Annotated in this window: 20 protein-coding genes; 17 read left to right on the top strand and 3 right to left on the bottom strand. The window is 70.3% G+C overall.

From position 1 onward, the window contains the following. Positions 1–49: 49 nt before the first annotated feature. Positions 50–934 carry a C40 family peptidase gene (locus ACH4MY_RS25075; RefSeq protein WP_398005944.1) on the bottom strand — a complete coding sequence of 295 codons (885 nt, stop codon included), beginning with the start codon at positions 932–934 and terminating at the stop codon, positions 50–52. Between the two features lie 670 nt (positions 935–1,604). Between ACH4MY_RS25075 and ACH4MY_RS25070 the strand changes: the two genes are divergently transcribed. The 16 genes from ACH4MY_RS25070 (at position 1,605) to ACH4MY_RS24995 (ending at position 19,390) form a co-directional block, all read left to right on the top strand. Beyond that, positions 1,605–1,964 carry an NADH-quinone oxidoreductase subunit A gene (locus tag ACH4MY_RS25070; protein WP_019888619.1) on the top strand — a complete coding sequence of 120 codons (360 nt, stop codon included), beginning with the start codon at positions 1,605–1,607 and terminating at the stop codon, positions 1,962–1,964. Positions 1,965–1,981: 17 nt separating this feature from the next. After that, positions 1,982–2,536: an NADH-quinone oxidoreductase subunit B family protein gene (locus ACH4MY_RS25065; protein WP_024756031.1), complete on the top strand. Its 555-nt coding sequence runs from the start codon at positions 1,982–1,984 to the stop codon at positions 2,534–2,536. After that, entirely contained in the window at positions 2,533–3,264 is a 732-nt protein-coding gene (locus ACH4MY_RS25060; protein WP_398005943.1) for an NADH-quinone oxidoreductase subunit C, read from the top strand. The genes ACH4MY_RS25065 and ACH4MY_RS25060 overlap by 4 nt, the downstream gene beginning before the upstream one ends. After that, a complete protein-coding gene (locus ACH4MY_RS25055) occupies positions 3,261–4,583 on the top strand; it encodes an NADH-quinone oxidoreductase subunit D (protein ID WP_398005942.1) in 1,323 nt (440 codons plus the stop codon). The genes ACH4MY_RS25060 and ACH4MY_RS25055 overlap by 4 nt, the downstream gene beginning before the upstream one ends. Then, positions 4,580–5,323 (top strand): NADH-quinone oxidoreductase subunit NuoE, encoded by a 744-nt coding sequence (nuoE, locus tag ACH4MY_RS25050; RefSeq protein WP_398005941.1) that lies wholly within the window; start codon positions 4,580–4,582, stop codon positions 5,321–5,323. Before ACH4MY_RS25055 ends, nuoE begins: the two co-directional genes overlap by 4 nt. Further along, positions 5,320–6,672 (top strand): NADH-quinone oxidoreductase subunit NuoF, encoded by a 1,353-nt coding sequence (nuoF, locus tag ACH4MY_RS25045; protein ID WP_398005940.1) that lies wholly within the window; start codon positions 5,320–5,322, stop codon positions 6,670–6,672. Before nuoE ends, nuoF begins: the two co-directional genes overlap by 4 nt. Further along, positions 6,669–9,167, top strand: a complete 2,499-nt coding sequence (locus ACH4MY_RS25040) for an NADH-quinone oxidoreductase subunit G (RefSeq protein WP_398005939.1) — start codon at positions 6,669–6,671, stop codon at positions 9,165–9,167. Before nuoF ends, ACH4MY_RS25040 begins: the two co-directional genes overlap by 4 nt. After that, positions 9,164–10,525, top strand: a complete 1,362-nt coding sequence (nuoH, locus tag ACH4MY_RS25035; protein WP_398005938.1) for an NADH-quinone oxidoreductase subunit NuoH — start codon at positions 9,164–9,166, stop codon at positions 10,523–10,525. Before ACH4MY_RS25040 ends, nuoH begins: the two co-directional genes overlap by 4 nt. After that, a complete protein-coding gene (gene nuoI, locus ACH4MY_RS25030; RefSeq protein WP_398005937.1) occupies positions 10,518–11,096 on the top strand; it encodes an NADH-quinone oxidoreductase subunit NuoI in 579 nt (192 codons plus the stop codon). The genes nuoH and nuoI overlap by 8 nt, the downstream gene beginning before the upstream one ends. Then, on the top strand, positions 11,093–11,920 hold the full coding sequence (locus ACH4MY_RS25025) for an NADH-quinone oxidoreductase subunit J (protein ID WP_398005936.1): 828 nt from the start codon (positions 11,093–11,095) through the stop codon (positions 11,918–11,920). The genes nuoI and ACH4MY_RS25025 overlap by 4 nt, the downstream gene beginning before the upstream one ends. Then, positions 11,917–12,216 (top strand): NADH-quinone oxidoreductase subunit NuoK, encoded by a 300-nt coding sequence (nuoK, locus tag ACH4MY_RS25020; RefSeq protein ID WP_189800457.1) that lies wholly within the window; start codon positions 11,917–11,919, stop codon positions 12,214–12,216. Before ACH4MY_RS25025 ends, nuoK begins: the two co-directional genes overlap by 4 nt. Before the next feature lie 10 nt (positions 12,217–12,226). After that, positions 12,227–14,122, top strand: a complete 1,896-nt coding sequence (gene nuoL, locus ACH4MY_RS25015; RefSeq protein ID WP_398005935.1) for an NADH-quinone oxidoreductase subunit L — start codon at positions 12,227–12,229, stop codon at positions 14,120–14,122. A gap of 5 nt (positions 14,123–14,127) precedes the next feature. Continuing rightward, positions 14,128–15,699, top strand: coding sequence for an NADH-quinone oxidoreductase subunit M (locus ACH4MY_RS25010; protein ID WP_386556183.1), 1,572 nt, complete (start codon positions 14,128–14,130; stop codon positions 15,697–15,699). Continuing rightward, positions 15,696–17,357, top strand: a complete 1,662-nt coding sequence (gene nuoN / locus ACH4MY_RS25005; protein ID WP_398005934.1) for an NADH-quinone oxidoreductase subunit NuoN — start codon at positions 15,696–15,698, stop codon at positions 17,355–17,357. Before ACH4MY_RS25010 ends, nuoN begins: the two co-directional genes overlap by 4 nt. A gap of 165 nt (positions 17,358–17,522) precedes the next feature. Then, positions 17,523–18,512: an AraC family transcriptional regulator gene (locus ACH4MY_RS25000; protein ID WP_398005933.1), complete on the top strand. Its 990-nt coding sequence runs from the start codon at positions 17,523–17,525 to the stop codon at positions 18,510–18,512. Positions 18,513–18,553: 41 nt separating this feature from the next. After that, positions 18,554–19,390: a carbohydrate-binding protein gene (locus tag ACH4MY_RS24995; RefSeq protein WP_398005932.1), complete on the top strand. Its 837-nt coding sequence runs from the start codon at positions 18,554–18,556 to the stop codon at positions 19,388–19,390. An 18-nt stretch (positions 19,391–19,408) separates the two neighbouring features. On the opposite strand, the gene fahA is transcribed toward ACH4MY_RS24995, so the two are convergent. Next, positions 19,409–20,635, bottom strand: coding sequence for a fumarylacetoacetase (gene fahA / locus ACH4MY_RS24990; protein WP_398005931.1), 1,227 nt, complete (start codon positions 20,633–20,635; stop codon positions 19,409–19,411). 289 nt (positions 20,636–20,924) lie between these two features. On the opposite strand from fahA, the gene ACH4MY_RS24985 reads away from it, so the two are divergent. Continuing rightward, positions 20,925–22,265: a peptidase gene (locus tag ACH4MY_RS24985; protein WP_398005930.1), complete on the top strand. Its 1,341-nt coding sequence runs from the start codon at positions 20,925–20,927 to the stop codon at positions 22,263–22,265. 52 nt (positions 22,266–22,317) lie between these two features. Here the strand turns inward: ACH4MY_RS24985 and ACH4MY_RS24980 are convergent, their stop codons facing one another. Beyond that, the gene (locus tag ACH4MY_RS24980; protein WP_398005929.1) at positions 22,318–24,315 is read right to left on the bottom strand and encodes a CocE/NonD family hydrolase; all 1,998 of its coding nucleotides are present in this window, start codon (positions 24,313–24,315) and stop codon (positions 22,318–22,320) included. Positions 24,316–24,320 lie beyond the last annotated feature (5 nt).

Raw genomic sequence — 24,320 nt, 5'->3', positions numbered from 1 at the left:
ACTCCCCCGAGGAGTGACGGCTTTTCGAGTGCCGCGAGGTGCGGGTCGATCAGAGGATGCGGACCGCGCCCGAGGGGGTGTCCCAGTCCAGGGAGCGCTCGACGACGCCGGTCGCGGAGTTCTGCGCGCCGACGTACTTGCCGCCGCCCACGTAGATGGCGACGTGGTACGAGCCGCTGCGGCTGCCCCAGTACAGGATGTCGCCCGGCTGGAGGTTGCTCAGGGAGACGGAGCTGCCCATGCTCGACTGGTCGTACGAGACGCGGGGCAGGTCGATGCCGGCCTGGCGGTAGGCGGCCTGGACGAGGCCGGAGCAGTCCCAGGAGTTGGGGCCGGTGCCGCCGGTGACGTACGAGTCGCCGATCTGGGCGCGGGCGAAGGCCACGATCGCGGCGGCGGAGCCGGAGGGGGCCTGCGTCTCGCTGTCGCTGCTGCCGGTGGAGGAGCCGCTGTCCGAGGAGCCGGAGCCCGAGGAGCTGTCGTTGCCCGAGGAGGTGGTGGAGAGCTGGGTGCGCGCACTGTCGCGGGAGGCGCGCTCCTCGGCTTCCTTGCGCTCCTGCTCGGCCTTGAGGCGGGCCTTCTCGGCGCGCTCGGCCGCGGCCTTGCGGTCGGCCTCGGACTTGGCCTTCTTGGCTTCCTTGGCGGCCTTCTGCAGGGCCGCGTTCTCCTGCGTCTGGAGGCTCTGGTCGAGCGCCTCCTGCTGGGAGGCCTGTGCGGAGGCGGCGACGGCGCTGGCGAGACCGGTGCCGGCCTCGAGGGAGCCCAGGGTGGGCATTTCGATGGTCTCGGTCACCGGCTCGGCATTGGCCGGCCCGGCAGCACCGGCCACCGCGATGGTGCCGAGGACGCCACCGGCAACTCCGGCTCGCAGCGCGAGCTTCGAGGCGCTGCGGCGGGGCTTCCGGTGGCTGGGTATGTGAGCGGTGTGGGACATGAGGACAACCGCTATCAGGGCTTCACGGTTCCCTTCAAGAAACGTGGGTTGCGCCACAGTTACGTTCGGAACCTTCTAATCCGGTTATGTGGCGCCCTTATTGACGCCGTAACGGGCAAAACGGGCACGGCCCATCTGGCCCTTGATCACGGGTTTTCAATGAAACGCCCGAATTGCCCGACGCCTACCACCTCTTGACGCCGGTGGCCAAGCCCCGTTTTTTCGGAACCTTCACAACGTGACGCAGGTCACAGAGTCGTCTCACGAACGCTCGTGAAAGCGCGCACGCGTCCACCGGTGTACGCCGGACCCCCCGACCGGACGACGGCCCGGTTCTTTATCACCCGGACGCGTCCATCGCCAATTTGCCTGTAGTGACCAACGCTTGATAGTGCGACACCCCCTCCGATCAGCGATTTCCGGTCCGGATGTCACATCTGGTGATCACCTGGGCGCTTCGCGCAACAAGATCACCGCTCATCCGACTTCATGATCCTTCGTCAGGTGGTGGAGATCACAAAGTCGTTGCTGCACCCCGTGTCGCAGATCACAGAGGGGCGGGCATAGGATGCGGGGCAGCCGGGCTTGTGAACTGCCTCACATGGGGGCGATCTTTCACGGTCCGGTGGTGCGATCCAACGGTCAAGGACGACTGGAAGGAGCGAGGAGCGTGAATGCGTACGCGCCCGTCCTCGTGCTCGGTGCCCTGGGTGCGGGGTTTGCGATCTTCTCCGTGGTCATGGCCACGCTTATCGGGCCAAAGCGGTACAACAGGGCAAAGCTTGAGGCGTACGAGTGCGGCATCGAGCCGACGCCCACTCCCGCCGGAGGCGGCCGCTTCCCGATCAAGTACTACCTGACGGCGATGCTCTTCATCGTCTTCGACATCGAGATCGTCTTCCTCTACCCCTGGGCGGTCACCTTCGACGCCCTGGGGCTTTTCGGGCTCGTGGAGATGCTGCTCTTCGTGCTCACCGTCTTCGTCGCCTACGCGTACGTGTGGCGTCGCGGCGGCCTGGAATGGGACTGAAGGGCTGAGGGGCACCTATGGGACTCGAAGAGAAACTCCCGAGCGGCTTTCTGCTGACGACGGTCGAACAGGCCGCGGGCTGGGTGCGCAAGGCGTCCGTGTTCCCCGCGACGTTCGGCCTCGCCTGCTGCGCCATCGAGATGATGACCACCGGAGCCGGCCGGTACGACCTGGCCCGCTTCGGCATGGAGGTCTTCCGCGGCTCACCGCGCCAGGCCGACCTGATGATCGTCGCCGGCCGGGTCAGCCAGAAGATGGCACCCGTCCTGAGGCAGGTCTACGACCAGATGCCCAACCCCAAGTGGGTCATCTCGATGGGCGTCTGCGCCTCCTCGGGCGGCATGTTCAACAACTACGCGATCGTCCAGGGCGTCGACCACATCGTGCCGGTCGACATCTACCTGCCCGGCTGCCCGCCGCGCCCGGAGATGCTGCTCGACGCGATCCTCAAGCTCCACCAGAAGATCCAGACCTCCAAGCTCGGCGTGAACGCCGAGGAGGCGGCCCGGGAGGCGGAGGAGGCGGCGCTCAAGGCGCTGCCGACGATTGAACTGAAGGGTCTGCTCCGGTGAGCGACGAGACACCAAATCCCGAGAAGGACCTCAGCGCGCAGAACCTGCCGGGGCAGCGCGGGGAGCACGGCGAGGAGGTCCGCGTCCAGCGCGGCATGTTCGGCGCCGACAACGGCGGCGACACCTCCGGCTACGGCGGACTCGTCCGCTCGATCCGGCTCCCCGGACCGGCCTCCCGCCCCTACGGCGGCTGGTTCGACGAGGTCGCCGACGAACTCGAGGGCGCACTGGAGGAGCAGGGCCTGCTCCCCGGGAACGCCATCGAGAAGACGGTCGTCGACCGTGACGAGCTCACCTTCCACATCGAGCGTGAGCACCTCGTCCGCGTCGCCCGCACCCTCCGCGACGACCCGGCGCTCCGCTTCGAGCTCTGCACCGGCGTCTCCGGCGTCCACTACCCCGGGGACAAGGGCCGCGAGCTGCACGCCGTCTACCACCTGCGCTCGCTCACCCACGGCCGGCTGCTCCGGCTGGAGGTCTCGGCCCCCGACGCCGACCCGCGGATCCCGTCGCTCGTCGCGGTCTACCCGACGAACGACTGGCACGAGCGCGAGACGTACGACTTCTTCGGCATCGTCTTCGACGGCCACCCCGCCCTCACCCGGATCATGATGCCGGACGACTGGCAGGGCCACCCGCAGCGCAAGGACTACCCCCTCGGTGGCATCGCCATCGAGTACAAGGGCGCCCAGATCCCGGCTCCGGACCAGCGGAGGTCGTACTCGTGAGCACTTCCCACGCGTCTCCCCGCGAGACGACAGAAGGCGCCGTCTACACGGTGACCGGCGGCGACTGGGAAGAGGTCGTCCAGTCCGCCGCCAAGGCCGACGACGAGCGCATCATCGTCAACATGGGCCCCCAGCACCCGTCCACCCACGGCGTGCTCCGGCTCATCCTGGAGATCGACGGCGAGACCGTCACCGAGGCCCGCTGCGGTATCGGCTACCTCCACACCGGCATCGAGAAGAACCTCGAATACCGGACCTGGACGCAGGGCACCACCTTCGTCACGCGCATGGACTACCTCACCTCGTTCTACAACGAGACGGCGTACTGCCTGGGCGTGGAGAAGCTGCTCGGCATCACCGACCAGATCCCGGACCGGGCCAGCGTCATCCGCGTCCTGCTGATGGAGCTCAACCGGCTCTCCTCCCACCTGGTGTGCATCGCCACCGGCGGCATGGAGCTCGGCGCCACCACGATCATGATCTACGGCTTCCGGGACCGCGAGATGATCCTGGACCTGTACGAGCTGATCACCGGCCTGCGCATGAACCACGCGTTCATCCGCCCCGGCGGCCTCGCCCAGGACCTCCCGCCCGGCGCCGTCGACGCCGTCCGCGAGTTCGTGAAGACCATGAGGAAGAACCTGCCGGAGTACGACAAGCTCGCCACCGGCAACCCCATCTTCAAGGCCCGCATGCAGGACGTCGGCTACCTCGACCTCAGCGGCTGCATGGCGCTCGGCGCCACCGGACCGATCCTGCGCGCGGCGGGCCTCCCGCACGACCTGCGCAAGACCGACCCCTACTGCGGCTACGAGAACTACGACTTCGAGGTCCCGACCGCCGACACCTGCGACTCCTACGGACGCTTCCTCGTCCGCCTGGAGGAGATGCGGCAGTCCCTCCGGATCGTCGAGCAGTGCCTCGACCGCCTGGCACCGGGCGACGTCATGGTCGGCGACAAGAAGATCGCCTGGCCCGCGCAGCTCGCCCTCGGCGCCGACGGCCTCGGCAACTCCATGGACCACATCAAGAAGATCATGGGCACGTCCATGGAAGCCCTGATCCACCACTTCAAGCTGGTCACCGAAGGCTTCCGGGTACCGGCCGGACAGGCCTACGCGGCCGTGGAGTCCCCCAAGGGCGAACTCGGCGTGCACGTCGTCTCCGACGGAGGCACCCGCCCCTTCCGGGTCCACTTCCGCGACCCGTCCTTCACCAACCTCCAGGCCATGGCCGCGATGTGCGAAGGCGGCCAGCTCGCCGACGTCATCGTCGCCGTCGCCTCCATCGACCCCGTGATGGGAGGCGTCGACCGATGACCGACCAGATCAGTCTGGGCATGCCCCAGCTCCCCGCCCCGGCGTACCCGGCGGAGGTCCGCGCCCGCCTCGCGGAGGACGCGCAGGCGATCGTCGACCGCTACCCGGACTCCCGCTCCGCGCTCCTGCCGATGCTGCACCTCGTGCAGTCGGAGGAGGGGCATGTGACCCGTACCGGCATGGCGTTCTGCGCCGAGTTCCTCGGACTGACCACCGCCGAGGTCACCGCCGTCGCCACCTTCTACACGATGTACCGGCGCAAGCCCTCCGGCGACTACCAGGTCGGGGTCTGCACGAACACGCTCTGCGCGGTCATGGGCGGCGACGCCATCTTCGAGGAGCTCAAGCAGCACCTCGCCGTCGGGAACAACGAGACGACCGACGACGGCAAGATCACCCTCGAACACATCGAGTGCAACGCGGCCTGCGACTTCGCCCCCGTGGTGATGGTCAACTGGGAGTTCTTCGACAACCAGACCCCCGAGTCCGCCAAGGCGATGGTGGACGACCTGCGGGCCGGCCGGACCGTCGAACCCACCCGCGGCGCCCCGCTCTGCACCTTCAAGGAGACCGCCCGCATCCTCGCCGGCTTCCCGGACGAGCGCCCCGGCGCCGTCGAGGCCACCGGCGGCGCGGGCCCCGCCTCCCTCGTCGGGCTCCGTCTCGCCAAGGGCGAGCAGCCGTCGCACCACCGAATCGTCCACCCGCGCGGTGAGACCTCCGGTCAGGAGGGGAAGTGATGACCTTGGCCGCCGAGATCAACAACAGCAGCCCCGAGAAGCTCCTGTCCCCCGTCCTCTCGGCCTTCTGGGACCAGCCCGACTCCTGGACCCTGGAGACCTACGAGCGGCACGAGGGATATCAGGGACTCAAGCGGGCCCTCGCGATGAGCCCCGACGCGCTCATCGCGTACGTCAAGGAATCCGGCCTCCGCGGACGCGGCGGCGCGGGCTTCCCCACCGGCATGAAGTGGCAGTTCATCCCGCAGGGCGACGGCAAGCCGCACTACCTCGTCGTCAACGCCGACGAGTCCGAGCCCGGCACCTGCAAGGACATCCCCCTCCTCTTCGCCAACCCGCACTCCCTCATCGAGGGAATGATCATCGCCTGCTACGCGATCCGCTCCGAGCACGCGTTCATCTATCTGCGCGGCGAGGTCGTGCCCGTCCTGCGCCGCCTGCACGAGGCGGTGCGCGAGGCGTACGCCGCCGGCTACCTCGGCCGGAACGTCCTCGGCAGCGGACTCAACCTCGACATCACCGTGCACGCCGGCGCCGGCGCGTACATCTGCGGCGAGGAGACCGCGCTCCTCGACTCCCTCGAAGGCCGCCGCGGCCAGCCCCGGCTCCGGCCGCCCTTCCCCGCGGTCGCCGGCCTCTACGCCTGCCCCACCGTGGTGAACAACGTCGAGTCCATCGCGTCCGTTCCCGCGATCCTCAACAAGGGCAAGGACTGGTTCACCTCGATGGGCAGCGAGAAGTCCCCGGGCTTCACGCTGTACTCGCTCTCCGGGCACGTCACCTCGCCCGGCCAGTACGAGGCGCCCCTCGGCATCACCCTGCGCCAGCTCCTCGACATGAGCGGCGGCATGCGCCCCGGCCACCGGCTCAAGTTCTGGACCCCCGGCGGCTCCTCCACCCCCATGTTCACCGACGAGCACCTCGACGTGCCCCTCGACTACGAGGGCGTCGGCGCCGCCGGATCGATGCTCGGCACCAAGGCACTCCAGTGCTTCGACGAGACCACCTGCGTCGTCCGGGCCGTCACCCGCTGGACCGAGTTCTACGCCCACGAGTCCTGCGGCAAGTGCACGCCCTGCCGCGAAGGCACGTACTGGCTCGTCCAGTTGCTCCGCGACATCGAGGCCGGCAAGGGCAAGCTCTCCGACCTCGACAAGCTCAACGACATCGCCGACAACATCAACGGCAAGTCGTTCTGCGCCCTCGGCGACGGCGCCGCCTCGCCGATCTTCTCCTCGCTGAAGTACTTCCGCGAGGAGTACGAGCAGCACATCACCGGCCGGGGCTGCCCCTTCGACCCCGCCAAGTCGACCGCCTGGGCGGACAACCACAAGGAGGTGACCGCATGACCGTCACCACGGCCGGCCCGGCCGGCGGCGGCTCCCCTGCTGTTCCGCCCGAGGACCTCGTCACGCTGACCATCGACGGCATCGAGATCTCCGTCCCCAAGGGGACCCTGGTCATCCGCGCCGCCGAACAGCTCGGCATCGAGATCCCGCGCTTCTGCGACCACCCGCTCCTCGACCCCGCGGGCGCCTGCCGCCAGTGCATCGTCGAGGTCGAGGGCCAGCGCAAGCCCATGGCCTCCTGCACCATCACCTGCACCGACGGCATGGTGGTGAAGTCACAGCTGACCAGCCCCGTCGCCGAGAAGGCCCAGCACGGTGTGATGGAGCTGCTGCTCGTCAACCACCCGCTGGACTGCCCCGTCTGCGACAAGGGCGGCGAGTGCCCCCTGCAGAACCAGGCCATGTCCCACGGACAGGCCGAGTCCCGCTTCGAAGGCGTCAAGCGCACCTACGAGAAGCCCGTACCGATCTCCACCCAGGTGCTCCTCGACCGCGAGCGCTGTGTGCTCTGCGCCCGCTGCACCCGCTTCTCCAACCAGGTCGCCGGCGACCCGATGATCGAACTGATCGAGCGCGGCGCCCTCCAGCAGGTCGGCACCGGCGAGGGCGACCCCTTCGAGTCGTACTTCTCCGGCAACACCATCCAGATCTGCCCGGTCGGCGCCCTCACCTCGGCCGCCTACCGCTTCCGCTCCCGCCCCTTCGACCTGGTCTCCTCGCCGTCCGTGTGCGAGCAGTGCGCGGGCGGCTGCGCCACCCGCACCGACCACCGGCGCGGCAAGGTCATGCGGCGGCTCGCCGCCGACGACCCCGAGGTCAACGAGGAGTGGATCTGCGACAAGGGCCGCTTCGGCTTCCGGTACGCGCAGCAGCGCGACCGGCTCACCACGCCGCTCGTCCGGAACCCCCTGACCGGTGACCTGGAGCCCGCCTCCTGGCCCGAGGCCCTGGAGGCGGCCGCCCGCGGTCTCGTCCGCGGCCGCACCGGCGTCCTCGCCGGCGGCAGGCTGACCGTCGAGGACTCCTACGCGTACGCCAAGTTCGCCCGGGTCGCCCTCGACACCAACGACATCGACTTCCGGGCCCGGATCCACTCCGGCGAGGAGGCCGACTTCCTCGCCTCCGCCGTCGCCGGACACGGCCGCGACCTCGACGGCACGGGTGTCACGTACACCTCGCTCGAAGCCGCCCCGGCCGTCCTCCTCGTCGGCATCGAGTCCGAGGAGGAGGCCCCCGGCGTCTTCCTGAGGCTCCGCAAGGCCTGGCGCAAGCACGGGCAGAAGACCTACGCGGTCGCCGCCTTCGCCACCCGCGGTCTGGAGAAGTCGGGCGGCACCCTGCTGCCCGCCGCCCCCGGCACCGAGACCGAGTGGCTCGACGCGCTCACCTCCCGGGTCGGCCTCGAAGGCGACGGACTCGCCGCCGCCGAGGCCCTCCGCGGGGACGGCGCCGTCCTCGTCGTCGGCGAGCGTCTCGCCGGCGTCCCCGGCGCCCTGACCGCCGCCCTGCGCGCCTCGGCCGCCACCGGCGCCCGGCTCGTGTGGATCCCGCGCCGCTCCGGCGAACGCGGAGCCGTCGAGGCCGGAGCGCTCCCCGCGCTGCTGCCCGGCGGCCGGCCCGCGACCCACCCCCGCGCGCGTGAGGAGGTCGCCGCCGTCTGGGGCGTCCGCGAACTCCCGCAGGGCTACGGCCGCGACACCGGCCAGATCGTCGAGGCCGCCGCCACCGGCGAACTCGGCGCCCTGCTCGTCGGCGGCGTCGAGGTCTCCGACCTCCCGGACCCGGCACGCGCGCGTGAAGCCCTCGACGCGGCCTTCGTGGTCTCCCTGGAGCTGCGGCCGAGCGAGGTCACCCAGCGGGCCGACGTCGTCCTCCCGGTCGCCGCCGTCGCCGAGAAGCCCGGCACCTTCCTCAACTGGGAAGGCAGGGCGCGGATGTTCCAGGCCGCGCTCAAGCCCGAGCAGATGACCCGGCCCCTGGCGCCCTCGGACGCGCGCGTGCTGCACATGCTCGCCGACGCCCTCGACGCCCACCTGGCACTGCCCGACCTCAGGTCCGTACGCCGGGAGCTCGACCGGCTCGGCGGCTGGACCGCCGAGCGGGCCTCCGAGCCCGTCGAGCCCGGCCGGCCCGCGCCCCGGCCCGGCGACGGCGAGGCCGTCCTCGCCGGACACCGTCTCCTGCTCGACCTCGGCCGGCTCCAGGAGGGCGACACCGCCCTGGCCGGCACCCGGCACGCCGCGGTCGCCCGGCTCTCCGCCGCCACCGCCGCCGACACCGGGGTCAAGGACGGCGACACGCTCGAAGTCACCGGTCCCGCGGGCTCCGTCGCCTTCCCGCTCCAGGTCACGGAGATGCCCGACCGGGTCGTCTGGCTCCCGCTGAACTCGGCCGGCCGCGGCGTCCTCTCCGACACCGGCGCCCACCCCGGCGACCTGGTCCGCATCGGCCCGGCGACCCCGAGCCCCGTCGATGTCACGGAGGTGCAGGCATGACCACGCCGCTCGCCGCCGAAGACCTGTCCATGTTCGGCACGGACCCCTGGTGGCTCGTCCTGATCAAGGCCGTCTTCTGCTTCGCGTTCCTGATGATCACCGTGCTCTTCTCCATCGTGTGGGAGCGCAAGGTCGTCGCCTGGATGCAGCTGCGCGTCGGCCCCAACCGGCACGGCCCCTGGGGCCTCCTCCAGTCCCTCGCGGACGGCATCAAGCTGATGCTCAAGGAGGACGTGATCGTCAAGAAGGCCGACAAGGTCGTCTACGTCCTCGCCCCGATCATCGCCGCCGTCCCGGCGTTCATGGCGATCGCCGTGATCCCCTTCGGGCCGGCCGGCAACGAGGTCTCGATCTTCGGCCACCGCACCTCGATGCAGCTCACCGACCTGCCGATCGCGATGCTGTACGTCCTCGCGATCGCCTCCGTCGGCATCTACGGCATCGTCCTCGCGGGCTGGTCCTCCGGCTCCACGTACCCGCTCCTCGGCGGGCTCCGCTCCTGCGCGCAGATGATCTCGTACGAGATCGCCATGGGCGCGGCCTTCGCCTCCGTCTTCCTCTACTCCGGGTCGATGTCGACCTCGGCGATCGTCGAGGCGCAGGCGGACCGCTGGTTCGTGATCCTGCTGCCGGTCTCGTTCATCATCTACATCATCACGATGGTCGGCGAGACCAACCGCGCCCCCTTCGACATGCCGGAGTCCGAGGGCGACCTCGTCGGCGGCTTCAACACCGAGTACTCGTCCATCAAGTTCGCGATGTTCATGCTCGCCGAGTACGTGAACATGGTGACGGTCTCGGCCGTGTCGGTGACCCTCTTCCTGGGCGGCTGGCGGGCCCCGTACCCGATCTCCACTTTCTGGGAGGGCGCGAACCACGGCTGGTGGCCGATGCTCTGGTTCGTCATCAAGGTGCAGCTGCTGCTGTTCTTCTTCATCTGGCTCCGCGGCACCCTGCCCCGCGTCCGCTACGACCAGCTGATGAAGCTCGGCTGGAAGGTCCTCATCCCGGTCTCCGTGGTCTGGCTGATGCTGGTCGCCACCGTCCGGGCGCTGCGGAACGAGAACATCGCCTTCACCAACATCGTCCTGTACGTGGCGGGAGCCGTCCTCGGTCTGCTGCTGCTCTCCTTCGTGGTCGATCTGTTCCGCGACCGCAAGGCGAAGGCCGAGGCCGCCGGGCCCGCCGACGAGCGCTCCTTCGACCCGATGGCCGGAGGCTTCCCCGTACCGCCCAAGCCCGGACAGACCCTGCCGCCCGTACCCCGGCGCAGGCCGAGGCGCGACCGGGACCTCGTTGCCAGCGGCGCATCCGAAACTGCTCCTGCGAGTGAGGGAAAGGAGACGGACGGTGTCTGATTTCCAGAATCCGGTGGCCGGCTTCGGCGTGACCTTCAAGGCCATGTTCAAGAAGCGGCTGACCGAGCAGTACCCGGAGCAGCAGAAGACGACGGCGCCCCGCTTCCACGGCCGGCACCAGCTCAACCGTCACCCCGACGGCCTGGAGAAGTGCGTCGGCTGCGAGCTGTGCGCCTGGGCCTGTCCCGCCGACGCCATCTACGTCGAGGGCGCGGACAACACGGACGAGGAGCGCTACTCGCCCGGCGAGCGCTACGGCCGCGTCTACCAGATCAACTACGCCCGCTGCATCCTCTGCGGACTCTGCATCGAGGCCTGCCCCACCCGGGCGCTGACGATGACCAACGAGTTCGAACTGGCCGACTCCTCCCGCGAGAACCTGATCTACACCAAGGAGCAGCTCCTCGCGGGCCTGGAGGAGACCATGGTCGACAGCCCGCACGCGATCTTCCCCGGCATGACCGAGCAGGACTACTACCTGGGTCTGGTCGAAGGGGCCGCACCCGGGACCGTCCGCCAGGTCGCCACGTCCAAGGGGGAGAACGGCACATCGGAAGAGGTGGACGCATGAGCGCCAACCTCGCGGCCTACGCCACCTCTTCGGGCGAGGCCTTCCAGTTCTGGGTCCTCGGCACCGTCGCCGTCGTCGGCGCCCTGTGCACGGTCCTGATGAGGAAGGCCGTCCACTCGGCGCTCTGCCTCGCCGGAACCATGATCATCCTCGCGGTCTTCTACCTGGCCAACGGGGCGTACTTCCTCGGCATCGTCCAGATCGTCGTCTACACCGGCGCGATCATGATGCTCTTCCTCTTCGTCGTCATGCTGGTCGGTGTCACGGCCGCGGACTCGCTGAAGGAGACCATCAAGGGCCAGCGCTGGTGGGCCGTCGTCTGCGGCCTCGGCTTCGGCATCCTGCTCGCCGCCGGCATCGGCAACGCCTCGCTGACCGAGTTCGCCGGCCTCGGCGCCGCCAACAGCGCCCACGGCGGCAACGTCGAGGGCCTCGCCGCCCTCATCTTCACCAAGTACGTCTTCGCCTTCGAGATCACCGGCGCGCTCCTCATCACCGCCGCCGTCGGCGCGATGGTGCTCACCCACCGCGAGCGCACCGAGCGGGCCGCCACCCAGCGCGAGCTCTCCGAGCAGCGCGTACGGGAAGGCAAGCACCTCCCGCCGCTCCCGGCGCCCGGTGTCTACGCCCGGCACAACGCCGTGGACATCGCCGGTCTGCTGCCCGACGGCACCCCGTCGGAGCTCACCGTCATGCAGACCCTGCGCAAGCGGGGCCAGATCCGGGACGTGTCCACCGAGGCACTGGCCGACCTCAAGGCCCTGGAGCAGCGCTCCGAGGAGCGGCTCGGCCGCGACCGGGACGAAGAGGAGGCCAACCGGTGAATCCCGTCAACTACCTGTATCTCGCCGCCCTGCTGTTCACCATCGGTGCGGTCGGGGTGCTGATCCGGCGCAACGCGATCGTGGTCTTCATGTGCGTCGAGCTCATGCTCAACGCCTGCAACCTCGCGTTCGTCACCTTCTCCCGTATGCACGGAAACCTCGACGGCCAGATCATCGCCTTCTTCACGATGGTCGTCGCCGCCGCGGAGGTCGTCGTCGGGCTCGCGATCATCGTGTCCGTCTTCCGTGCCCGCCACTCGGCCTCGGTCGACGACGCCAGCCTGATGAAGCTGTGAGGGGCTGACCGTGGAAAATCTCATTGCGCTGCTCATCGGGGCACCCCTGCTCGGCGCCGCCGTCCTGCTCTGCGGGGGGCGCCGGCTCGACAAGGTCGGCCATTGGATCGGCACGCTCCTCGCGGGCGTCTCCTTCGCCATCGGCCTGGCGCTCTTCGCCGACATGCTCGGCAGGAGCGCCGACGACCGGGCCCTGTACCAGCGGCTCTTCACCTGGATCCCCGTCGAGGGCTTCCAGGCGGACTTCGCCTTCCAGCTCGACCAGCTGTCGATGACCTTCGTCCTGCTGATCAGCGGGGTCGGCACGCTCATCCACGTCTACTCCATCGGATACATGGAGCACGACGAGCGCCGCCGCCGCTTCTTCGGCTACCTCAACCTGTTCGTCGCGGCGATGCTCCTGCTCGTCCTCGCCGACAACTACCTGCTCCTGTACTTCGGCTGGGAGGGCGTCGGCCTCGCCTCGTACCTCCTGATCGGCTTCTGGCAGCACAAGCCCAGCGCGGCCACCGCCGCCAAGAAGGCCTTCCTGGTCAACCGGGTCGGCGACATGGGCCTGTCGATCGCCATCATGCTCATGTTCACCACCTTCGGCACCTTCGCCTTCGGGCCGGTGTTCGAGGCGACCGGTGAGGCCAGTGAGGGCAAGCTGACCGCGATCGGTCTCATGCTGCTCCTCGCCGCCTGCGGCAAGTCGGCCCAGGTGCCGCTGCAGTCCTGGCTCGGGGACGCGATGGAGGGCCCGACCCCGGTCTCGGCCCTCATCCACGCAGCCACGATGGTGACCGCCGGTGTCTATCTGATCGTCCGCTCCGCCGACATCTTCAACGCCGCCCCGGACGCCCAGCTCGTGGTCGTCGTGGTCGGCGCGGTCACGCTCCTCTTCGGTGCGATCGTCGGTTGCGCGAAGGACGACATCAAGAAGGCCCTCGCCGGTTCGACGATGTCGCAGATCGGCTACATGATCCTGGCGGCCGGCCTCGGCCCCATCGGCTACGTCTTCGCGATCATGCACCTGGTGACCCACGGCTTCTTCAAGGCCGGGCTCTTCCTCGGTGCCGGTTCGGTCATGCACGGCATGAACGACGAGGTCGACATGCGGAAGTACGGCGGCCTGCGGAAGTACATGCCGATCACCTTCGCGACCTTCGGCCTCGGCTACCTCGCGATCATCGGCTTCCCCGGCCTGTCCGGCTTCTTCTCCAAGGACAAGATCATCGAGGCGGCCTTCGCCAAGGGCGGCACCGAGGGCTGGATCCTCGGCTCGGTCACCCTGCTCGGCGCGGCCATCACCGCGTACTACATGACCCGCGTGATGCTCATGACCTTCTTCGGCGAGAAGCGCTGGCAGCCGGACGCCGAGGGCCACGAGCCGCACCCGCACGAGTCGCCCAGATCCATGACCGTCCCGATGATCCTGCTGGCCTTCGGATCGGTCTTCGCGGGCGGGATCTTCGGCATCGGCGACCGGTTCGTGAAGTGGCTGGAGCCCGTCACCAGCTTCGAGCACGGCCACCCGCCGATCAGCGCCGGGGCGATCACCTCCGCCACCGTCGCCGTCATGGTGGTCGGCGTCGGCCTCGCCTACCTCCAGTACGGGCGCAGGCCCGTCCCGGTCGTCGCCCCGCGCGGCTCGCTGCTCACCCGGGCCGCCCGCCGCGATCTCCTCCAGGACGACTTCAACCACGCCGTCTTCGTCCGCGGCGGCACCCACCTGACCCGCTCGCTCGTCTACGTCGACCACAGCCTGGTCGACGGCGTGGTCAACGGCACCGCGGCCTCGGTCGGCGGACTCTCCGGCCGGCTGCGCAAGCTCCAGAACGGCTACGTCCGCTCGTACGCGGTCTCCATGTTCGGAGGTACGGCGGTGCTGATCGCCGCGACCCTGCTGATGAGGGCGGTGTAACTTCCATGTCCTTCCCGCTCCTTACGGTGACGGCAGCGGTTCCGGCGGTCGGTGCGATCCTCACCGCCGCCGTCCCCGCCGCCCGCCGCACCGCCGCCAAGTGGCTGGCGCTGCTGGTCTCGCTCGCCACGCTCGTGCTCGCCGCCGTCGTCTTCGTACGGTTCGAGCCCGGCGGCGAGCGGTACCAGCTGACCGAGTCGCACTCCTGGATCAAGGACTTCGGCGTCCGCTACGAGCTCGGGGTCGACGGCATCGGAGTGGCGCTCATCGCGCTCACCGCGCTGCTGATCCCCTTCATCGTGCTCGCCGGCTGGCACGACGCCGACCCCCTGGAGACCTCCTCCAAGCGGTGGCGGCCCACCCAGGGCTTCTTCGCCCTGATCCTCATGGTGGAGGCGATGGTGATCCTCTCCTTCGAGGCCACCGACGTCTTCCTCTTCTACATCCTCTTCGAAGCCATGCTCATCCCGATGTACTTCCTCATCGGCGGCTTCGGCGACCGCGCCCACGCGGGCTCCGACGAGAACGCGGCGGCCCAGCGCTCCTACGCGGCGGTCAAGTTCCTCCTCTACAACCTGGTCGGCGGCCTGATCATGCTGGCCGCCGTCATCGGGCTCTACGTGGTCGCGGGGAACTTCTCGCTCACCGAGATCGCCGAGGCGCGCGCCAACGGCTCGCTGGAGATGGCGACCAGCACGGAGCGCTGGCTGTTCCTCGGCTTCTTCTTCGCCTTCGCGGTGAAGGCGCCGCTCTGGCCGCTGCACACCTGGCTGCCGAACGCGATGGGGGAGGCGACCGCCCCGGTCGCCGTCCTCATCACCGCCGTCGTCGACAAGGTCGGCACCTTCGCGATGCTCCGCTTCTGCCTCGGGCTCTTCCCCGAGGCCTCGAAGTGGGCCACCCCCGCGATCGTCGTCCTCGCCCTCATCAGCATCGTCTACGGGGCGCTGCTCGCCGTCGGCCAGCGGGACATCAAGCGCCTGGTCGCCTACGCGTCGATCTCGCACTTCGGCTTCATCGTCCTGGGCATCTTCGCGATGACCACCCAGGGCCAGTCGGGCGCGACGCTCTACATGGTCAACCACGGCATCTCGACGGCCGCCCTGATGCTCGTCGCCGGCTTCCTGATCTCCCGGCGCGGCTCGCGGCTCATCGCGGACTACGGCGGTGTCCAGAAGGTCGCCCCGGTGCTTGCCGGCACCTTCCTGATCGGCGGCCTCGCGACCCTGTCGCTGCCCGGACTCGCCCCGTTCGTCAGCGAGTTCCTGGTCCTGGTCGGTACGTACGCGCGGTACCCGGTGGCCGGTGTCATCGCCACCACCGGCATCGTCCTCGCCGCGCTCTACACCCTCGTCCTGTACCAGCGGACGATGACCGGGCCGGTGAAGGAGGAGGTGCGGGAGCTGCCCGACCTCCGCGTCCGTGAACTGGCGGTGGTCGTCCCGCTGATCGCCCTCCTGATCTTCCTCGGGGTCTTCCCGAAGCCGCTGACGGACGTCGTCAACCCGGCCGTGCAGCACACCATGTCCGACGTCCAGCAGAAGGACCCCCAGCCAGAAGTGGAGGCGGCCAAGTGAGCACATCCGCCGTCGCATCCTCTGTCCACAGCCTGTGGACGACTGCTGCCGAGCCGCTGGACAAGATCCCGGCACCCCACATCGAGTACGTCCAGCTCTCGCCCGTACTCATCGTGCTCGGCGCCGCGCTCGTCAGCGTCCTCGTCGAGGCCTTCGTGCCCCGCAAGGCCCGCTACCACAGCCAGGTGTTCCTCAGCGTGGTGGCGCTCGTCGCCGCCTTCGCCGCCATCGTCGGCCTGGCGGCCGGCGGTTACGGCTCCACCAAGGCCCACATCGCGGCCATGGGCGCCATCGCCGTCGACGGACCCGCCCTCTTCCTCCAGGGCACCATTCTCCTCGCCTCCGTCGTGGCGATCTTCACCTTCGCCGAGCGCAGGCTCGACCCGGCCGACCACGGCCACAAGGTCGACTCCTTCGCCGCCGAGGCCGCCGCCGTCCCCGGCAGCGACCACGAGAAGGCCGCGATCAAGGCCGGTTTCACCACCACCGAGGTCTTCCCGCTGGCGCTCTTCGCCATCGCCGGCATGCTGGTCTTCCCGGCCGCCAACGACCTCCTGACGCTCTTCGTCGCCCTGGAGGTCTTCTCCCTCCCGCTGTACCTGCTCTGCGCCGTCGCCCGCCGCAAGCGGCTGATGTCGCAGGAGGCGGCCGTCAAGTACTTCCTGCTCGGCGCCTTCTCCTCGGCCTTCCTGCTCTTCGGGATCGCCCTGCTCTACGGCTACGCGGGCTCCGTCTCGTACGCCACCATCGCCAAGGTCGTCGACGGCTCGATCTCCACCGTCAACCCGGCGCTCGCCGACACCATGGGCAACGACGCGCTGCTGCTCATCGGCTTCGCCATGATCCTGACCGGGCTCCTCTTCAAGGTCGGCGCCGTGCCGTTCCACATGTGGACCCCGGACGTCTACCAGGGCGCCCCGACCCCGGTCACCGGCTTCATGGCCGCCGCGACCAAGGTCGCCGCGTTCGGCGCCCTGCTCCGTCTGCTCTACGTGGTGCTCCCGGGCCTCACCTGGGACTGGCGGCCGGTCATGTGGGGCGTCGCCATCGTCACCATGCTGGGCGGTGCGATCGTCGCCATCACCCAGACCGACATCAAGCGGCTCCTCGCGTACTCCTCGATCGCGCACGCGGGCTTCCTGCTCGCGGGTGTCATCGCGGCCACCCCGAGCGGGATCTCGTCCGTCCTCTTCTACCTGGGCGCCTACTCCTTCGTGACCATCGGCGCCTTCGCCGTCGTCACACTGGTCAGGGACGCGGGCGGCGAGGCCACCCACCTCTCCAAGTGGGCCGGTCTCGGGCGCCGTTCGCCGCTCGTCGCGGCGGTCTTCGCGGTCTTCCTGCTGGCCTTCGCCGGCATCCCGCTGACCTCCGGATTCTCCGGGAAGTTCGCGGTCTTCAAGGCGGCGGCGGAGGGCGGCGCGGGGGCCCTCGTGGTGGTCGGTGTGATCTCCTCGGCGATCGCCGCGTTCTTCTACATCCGGGTGATCGTGCTCATGTTCTTCAGCGAGCCGAAGGCGGACGGCCCCACGGTCGCCGTGCCCTCGGCGCTGACGACCATCACCATCACGGCGGGTGTGGCCGTCACGCTGGTACTCGGCCTCGCGCCGCAGTACTTCCTGGACCTGGCGAACCAGGCGAGCGTGTTCGTCCGGTAGTCACGGCGCACACGCGAGGGGCCCGGCTCGGGGGCGAGCCGGGCCCTTCGGCGTACCCGGGGTCCTGCGGGGGTGCCGGACGCGGGGGTGACCCGCGGGAGGTGTCCGTGCCATCGTGTGAGCCGTCCCAATGGTCTGTACCAGTCAGGAGGGAGAAGCGGCACGATGAGCGACACCACCGCCTTACCGGGGACTCCCTGCGCCACCCCGAGACCCGGCGACCCGCCCATGCACCGCCTGGAGGTCCGGCTCCCCGACCAGGTGCCCTTCGCCGCCGGCACCTTCGACACCATCGGCCCCATGGCCCGGGCCGCCTTCCCGCACCGGCACACCTTCTACGAGATCGTCCACGTCACCGCCGGCACCGGCACCCATGTCGTGGACCTCGCCCGCTGGGAGCTCCGCCCGCCCCATCTGGGCCTGATCCTGCCCGGGCAGCTGCACCACTGGGAGGACGCCCGCGGCCTCGACGGCAGCGTCGTCCTCTTCACCGAGGCCTTCCTCCTCGACCACCCCGGCGACCGGGACCTCCTGCGCCGGCTCGGCGAACACCCCTGGCTCACCCTCGACGGGCCCACCCACGCGCGCACCGGCCGGCTGATGGCCGAACTCGTCGAGGAGTACGGGCACGGAGCCGACGGCTTCGCGACCGTGCTGCGCTCCCTGCTGCACGTCCTCCTGGTCCGTACGGCGAGGCTGGGCGGCCCCGGCACCCCGGCACCCCCGCCGGGCAGGCCGGCGGCCGTCGCGGAGGAGTTCGACCGGCTGCTCGCCCGCACCGGGACGGACGGCCGTTCCGTCCGCGCCTGCGCCGAGCTCATCGGCGTCACCCCCGGCTATCTCACCGAGGCCGTCCGGGCCGCGACGGGCCGGACCCCCGGCAGTCTGCTCCGCGAGGCCCGGACGCGGGAGGCGCAACGACTCCTGGCCCGAACCGAACTGTCGGTACGGCAGATCGCGGCCCGGACCGGGTTCAGCGACCCGGCGTACTTCTGCCGCTTCTTCCGCAGGGAGACGGGCACGAGCCCCGGCGACTTCCGGAAGCGCCACGAACGGCGGCCCGGCGAACCGAACCACCTCGAACCGAACCGCCACGAACGGAAACACCACGACCGCCGTGCTCCGTCCATCGAAGCCGGAGGCCCGCCCGCCTAGGTTCGTTGCCGATCCCCCAGCCCCCCGCACGAGGAGCAGGCATGGACAACGAGACCACTACCGGACACGTCACCCGCAAGGCGGTGCTGCGGGCCGCGATCGCGGCCGGCATCGCGGCGCCCGCGGTCCTCATGGGCGTACCCGCGCTCGCCCGTACCCTCACCACGGGTGAGGTGGCGCCCGCGCTCACCCCGGAGTGCGACGACGGCGACGACCCCACCCCGCCGCAGACCGAAGGACCCTACTTCAAGCCCAACTCGCCTCTGCGGACCAGCCTGTTGGAGTCCGGCACGGCCGGCGTCCGGCTGACCGTCAGCGGCTACGTCTTCGGGCTCGCCTGCCGGCCGATAGCGGGCGTCCTGCTCGACTTCTGGCAGGCCGACACCAACGGCGCCTATGACAACACCGGCTTCCGCTTCCGCGGTCATCAGTTCACCGACGCACAGGGAGCCTTCAGGCTCACCACGATCGTGCCCGGCCTCTACCCCGGCCGCACCCGGCACATCCACGTCAAACTGCAGGCCCCCGGGCGCCCGGTGCTCACCACCCAGCTGTACTTCCCGAACGAGCCCCGCAACAACACCGACAGCATCTTCGACCCCCGGCTCCTCATGACCGTGCGGGACGCCGGCGGTGCCAGGGAGGCGGCCTTCGACTTCGTCCTCAACGTGCCGCAGAACCCCGGCCCGAGCCCCACGCCGACCCCGACGGCCACCGCGACCACCCAGCCGCCCGGCGGGAGCTGGGCGGCGGGGACCGCCTACCGGGCGGGGGACAGGGTCACCTACGGCGGCCTGGCCTATGTGTGCCTCCAGGCGCACACGGGCCAGACCGGCTGGGAGCCGCCCAACGTCCCCGCCCTCTGGCGCGTCGGCTGAGCGGCCCCGCCGCCCACCTCAGGCCGAGGGAGCGATCCGGCCCCGGACCTCGCCGAGACCCACCCGCGTGCCGTCCGGGCCCGGAGCCCAGGCCGTCAGGACGACCTCGTCGCCGTCCTCCAGGAACGTCCGCTTGCCACCGGAGAGTTCGATGGCGTCCCGGCCGTTCCAGGTGAGTTCGAGGAGCGAACCGCGCTGGTTCACCTCCGGCCCGGAGACCGTCCCGGAGCCGTACAGGTCACCCGTGCGCAGCGAGGCGCCGTTCACCGTCATGTGGGCGAGCTGCTGGGCCGCCGTCCAGTACATGGTCGAGAACGGCGGCTCGGCCACCACCTCGCCGTTGATCTCCACCGTGATCCGCACGTCGAAGCCGCCCGGCTCCTCGTCCCCCGCGTCGTCCAGGTACGGAAGGAGCGGGAAGTCCCGCGCGGGCGGGGCGGTCCGGGCGGCGTCCAGCGCCTCCAGCGGCGTCACCCAGGCCGACACCGAGGTCTGGAACGACTTGCCGAGGAACGGGCCGAGCGGCACGTACTCCCAGGCCTGCACGTCCCGCGCCGACCAGTCGTTGAGCAGCGACAGACCGAAGACATGCTCCCGGAAGTCGGCCAGCGCGACCGGCGTGCCCAGCTCCGAGGGGGTGCCGACCAGGAAGCCGACCTCCGCCTCGATGTCCAGCTTCACCGAGGGGCCGAAGACGGGCGCCGCGTCGGCCGGTGCCTTGCGCTGCCCGCAGGGGCGGACGACATCGGTGCCGGAGACGACGACCGTGCCGGCGCGACCGTGGTAACCGATCGGCAGGTGCTTCCAGTTGGGGGTGAGCGCGTCGCCGTCGGGGCGGAAGATCCGGCCGACGTTCGTCGCGTGGTGCTCGCTCGCGTAGAAGTCGACGTAGTCGGCGACCTCGTACGGCAGATGCAGGGTCACCGCGTCGAGCGGGTGCAGGAGCGGCTCGATGTCCGCCCGGTGCCCGGGCACCGAGACCCAGGCGGTGAGCGCCCGGCGGACGTCGCGCCAGGCGGTCCGCCCGGCCGCGAGCAGCGGGTTGAGGCTCGGCCGGTCGAGCAGCGCCGCGTACGGGGAGCCGAGCGCGTGCGCCGCGGCACCCGCGTCCAGGACGTACCCGCCGATCCGGACGCCGACCCGGCGCCGCTCGGGCTCGTCGGCGGTCGAGAAGACGCCGTACGGGAGGTTGTGCGGGCCGAAGGGATCGCCCTCGGCCAGGTCGAGCGGGCTGTGCTCGGACATCGGTGCTTGCCTCGCTTTCCACGTGTGTGGGGGACACGTTACGGGGCGCGCCGCCGGGCGCGGATGACATGGATCACACAGAAAGTGAGGCCTCCGTGGGCAACTGTCCGGCTTCGCGGATTTTGTGTGGCGGGCGGGTGCCGGGCCCCGTTCCGAGCCGCGAATCCGGGACTCCCGAAGGGCTGTTCCTGGTCATACGATCACAGCGGTATCGCGCCGCGTGAACGTGCCGCAGGCGCGCGCCCCGCATGTCTCTCACCCTTCCCTGACCAGGAAAAGGTCCCGCACTGTGAAGTTCCGTCGCATTCTCGCGACCGCCGTGGCCGCCGCTGTGACCACCCCGGTCGTGTTCCTCTCGGCCGCCCCCGCGTTCGCCGACACGAAGCCGTCGCCCGCGTCGACGCAGAAGCCCGCACAGGGCGAGGACGACGAGGGCGACAAGGACGACATGCCGACGCTCGAAGAGCTGAAGGCCGCCGTCGCCCTGGCGCAGAAGGAGTACGACGAGGCCGTCGTCGATCTCGCCGAGGCGAAGGCCGCCGTGGACGCCCTGTCGAAGCAGGACCACGTTCTCGTCGTGGCCGCCGCCGATGCCACGAAGGCCGCCGGCGAGGCCGCCACCGCGAAGACCGCCGCCGACGAGGCGCTCGCCAAGGCCCAGAAGGCCCTCGCGGAGCTGCCCGCCGAGGCCACCGAGGGGCAGAAGGCGGCCGCTACCGCGGCCGTCACGGCGGCGCAGCAGACCGCCGACGCCGCCACCGCCGCCAAGACCGCCGCCGACGCGCGGCTGACGAAGGCGAGCAAGGAGCTCCTCGACGCCAATCTGGCCGCCTCCAAGGTCTTCGGGCTCGCCGAGAAGGTGAAGAAGGCCGCCGCCGAGACGCTCGCCGCGGCCGAGGAGGAGCTGGAGTTCTTCGAGGAGATCGGCGGGAACTGCGCGGAGGACGAGGCCGTCGACGTCGCGCTGAGCGGCCCGAAGACGGTCACCGCCGGCAAGAGCGCCGTGTTCTCCCTGCGCGTCACCAACACCTCCGACCGGCCCCTGGACGCGGTCGACGCCTTCACCAACGCCGCCGCGCTCCCGGACGGTAGGGAGCCGATCGACGAGGACGGCTACTTCAAGCAGTACATCACCGTCGAGTGGTCCTCCGACGATGTCCTGGAATGGACGCCGATCTCCGAGGAGTTCGATTCGGTCGAGGTCGGCAAGCTCGTCAAGGGCGGCAGCGCCGATGTGAAGCTGCGCCTCACGGTCGACCCCGAGGCCCCGGTCGGCCCCGGCGTCCTCTGGGCCGTCGGCGAGTACGAGAACAACGACGGGACCTGCGGCATCGGCCAGGAGTTCGGCCGCGCCGACTTCGACATCCTCGCGGCCCAGGACGAGAAGCCCGAGCCGAAGCCGACGCCGTCGGCGACCACCGCGACGCCGACCCCGGCGCCCACCCACGGCGGCAACAGCAACACGACCCGGCAGGGCGGTTCGTCGAACACCACCGTGAACGGCACCCTCGCCGCCACCGGTGCGAACGAGAACCTGACCCGGCTCGGCTTCGCCGCCGCCGCGACCGTCGCCCTCGGAGCCGGCGCGATGGTCGCCGCCCGTCGCCGCAAGGCCGGCGCGAGCCTCTGATCCGACGCGAAGGCGCCCGTACCGGACCCCGGTACGGGCGCCTTCCGCGTCCTCAGCCCGCCGTGCGGGGAATCCGCTTCTCCCACGTCCGGTGGAAGACGACCTCCCCGCCCTCCTTGCACACCACCTCGTTCGTGGTGAAGAAGGCGTCCGCGTCGCAGGTGATCTCCGAGCGGGTGTCCACCGTGACGTCCCAGGCCAGCTCCGGGCGGTGGAGCCGGATCGCCCACTCCGAGCGGGTCCGGGCGGAGAGCGGGCCGCTCTCGTCGATCGTGTACGTCTCCACGGCGTCCTCGGAGAACTCCAGGCCGTCGGGGTACACGCGCGTGCCGCCGTACTTCGGGTCGACCTCCAGCGTCCATTCGCCCTTCGCCACGTCCCTGACCACCACCCGCTCCGGGCGCGGTTCCTCCAGGGTGCGCGGGAAGACCACGCCGAGCGGCTCCGACTGCTCCGGCTCCGCCCAGTCGACGGCGTCCTGCGTGGGACGGCGGACCGGCAGGGTCAGTGAGGAGCCCGCCGGGTCGAGGGTGAAGCCGGCCGCGTCCGGCTGCGGCCAGATCCACGGCCAGTACGTGGAGGAGACCGCGAGGCGCACCCGGTGGCCGGGTGCGAAGGAGTGGCCGATGCCGTTCAGCTCGAAGACGAAGCTCTCCGTCTCGCCGATCTGGGCCTCCACGGCCCGGTCGCGGCCGTAGCGGGCGGAGAAGTTGAGCGCGCCGCGGGTGACGAGGGTGGAGGAGCCGTCGGGAGCGATGTCGCAGAGCCGGGCGACGACCTGCCCGGTGGGCGCGGCCGTGCGCAGGGCGAGGCTCACCGACGGCCGGCCGAGGATCTCGACGGGACCGCCGTCCTCGGGGACGGGGAAGTCGAAGCAGGCCGAGTGGGCGTCCTCCTCGCGCTGGTCGGGCGGCAGGTCGGCGTCGTTGCCGAAGGGGAAGAAGCGGCCCGCGTCGAGCCCGGTCTGCTGCGGGGAGTCGACCACGACCGGGTCGCCCTGGAAGGCGTATCGGACGGGGGTGACGTGCGGGGAGGGCCAGGAGGGGTCGGTGACCCAGCGGCCGGGCAGCTCCTCGTACACGGTGGCCGGGAGGTGGGAGTCGCTGATCCAGGAGCGGAGCACCGGTTCGGCCATCACGTCGTTGTCGACGTCCTTGAGGTGGTGGTCCCACCAGCGCAGCGTCTCCTGGAGGAAGCCGATGGCGGGTCCGGGCGGCAGACCCCGGTCCGGGTACTGGTGCGACCAGGGGCCGATGATGCCGCGCACCCGGTCCTGGGGGAGGTGCTGGGCGAGCCGCAGGACGGTGTCGCGGTACGGGTCGTGCCAGCCGCCGACGGCGAGGACGGCGGCCCTGATCGCGCCGTAGTCCTCGCAGACGCTGCCGTGCCTCCAGTAGGCGTCGCGGGTCTGGTGGGAGAGCCAGGTGTGGACGAAGGGCTCCACGGCCTCCAGGCGCTTCAGCCACATCGTGCGCCACTCCTCGCCCACGTACTCGGGGTCGGGCGGGCGGCAGACGAAGGCGAGCATGGTGGCGGCCCAGGCGTGCATGTCGACGCCGAGGACGGAGCCGCCCATGTAGTGGACGTCGTTGTCGTAGCGGTCGTCGGTGGAGCAGACGGTGACGATCGCCTTGAGCGGTTCGGGGGCGAGGGCGGCGATCTGGAGCGAGTTGAAGCCGCCCCAGGAGATGCCGAACATGCCGACCCTGCCGGTGCACCAGGGTTGCTCGGCGAGCCAGTTCACGACGGCGACCCCGTCGGCGAGTTCGACCGGGTCGTACTCGTCGCCGGGCAGGCCGTCGCTGTTGCCGTGGCCGCGGACGTCGACCCGTACGGAGGCGTAGCCGTGGCCCGCGTACCAGGGGTGGCGCTGCCAGTCGCGGGGCGCGGTCCAGTCGGTGAGGCGGTACGGCAGGTACTCCAGGAGTGCCGGTACGGGCTCGTCGGTGAGCGGCCGCCACACGCGCGCGTACAGCCTGGTTCCGTCCGGCAGGGGGATCCGGACGTCCTCGTGCCGGGTCTCGTACGGGAAGTCGGTACGGATCTTCATCTCGG

This window comes from Streptomyces sp. NPDC017246 (genome assembly GCF_044331325.1).
Classification (GTDB): Bacteria; Actinomycetota; Actinomycetes; order Streptomycetales; family Streptomycetaceae; genus Streptomyces.
Note: the sequence above shows the minus strand (reverse complement) of the source record. Positions and strands in the feature narration are given on the sequence as shown.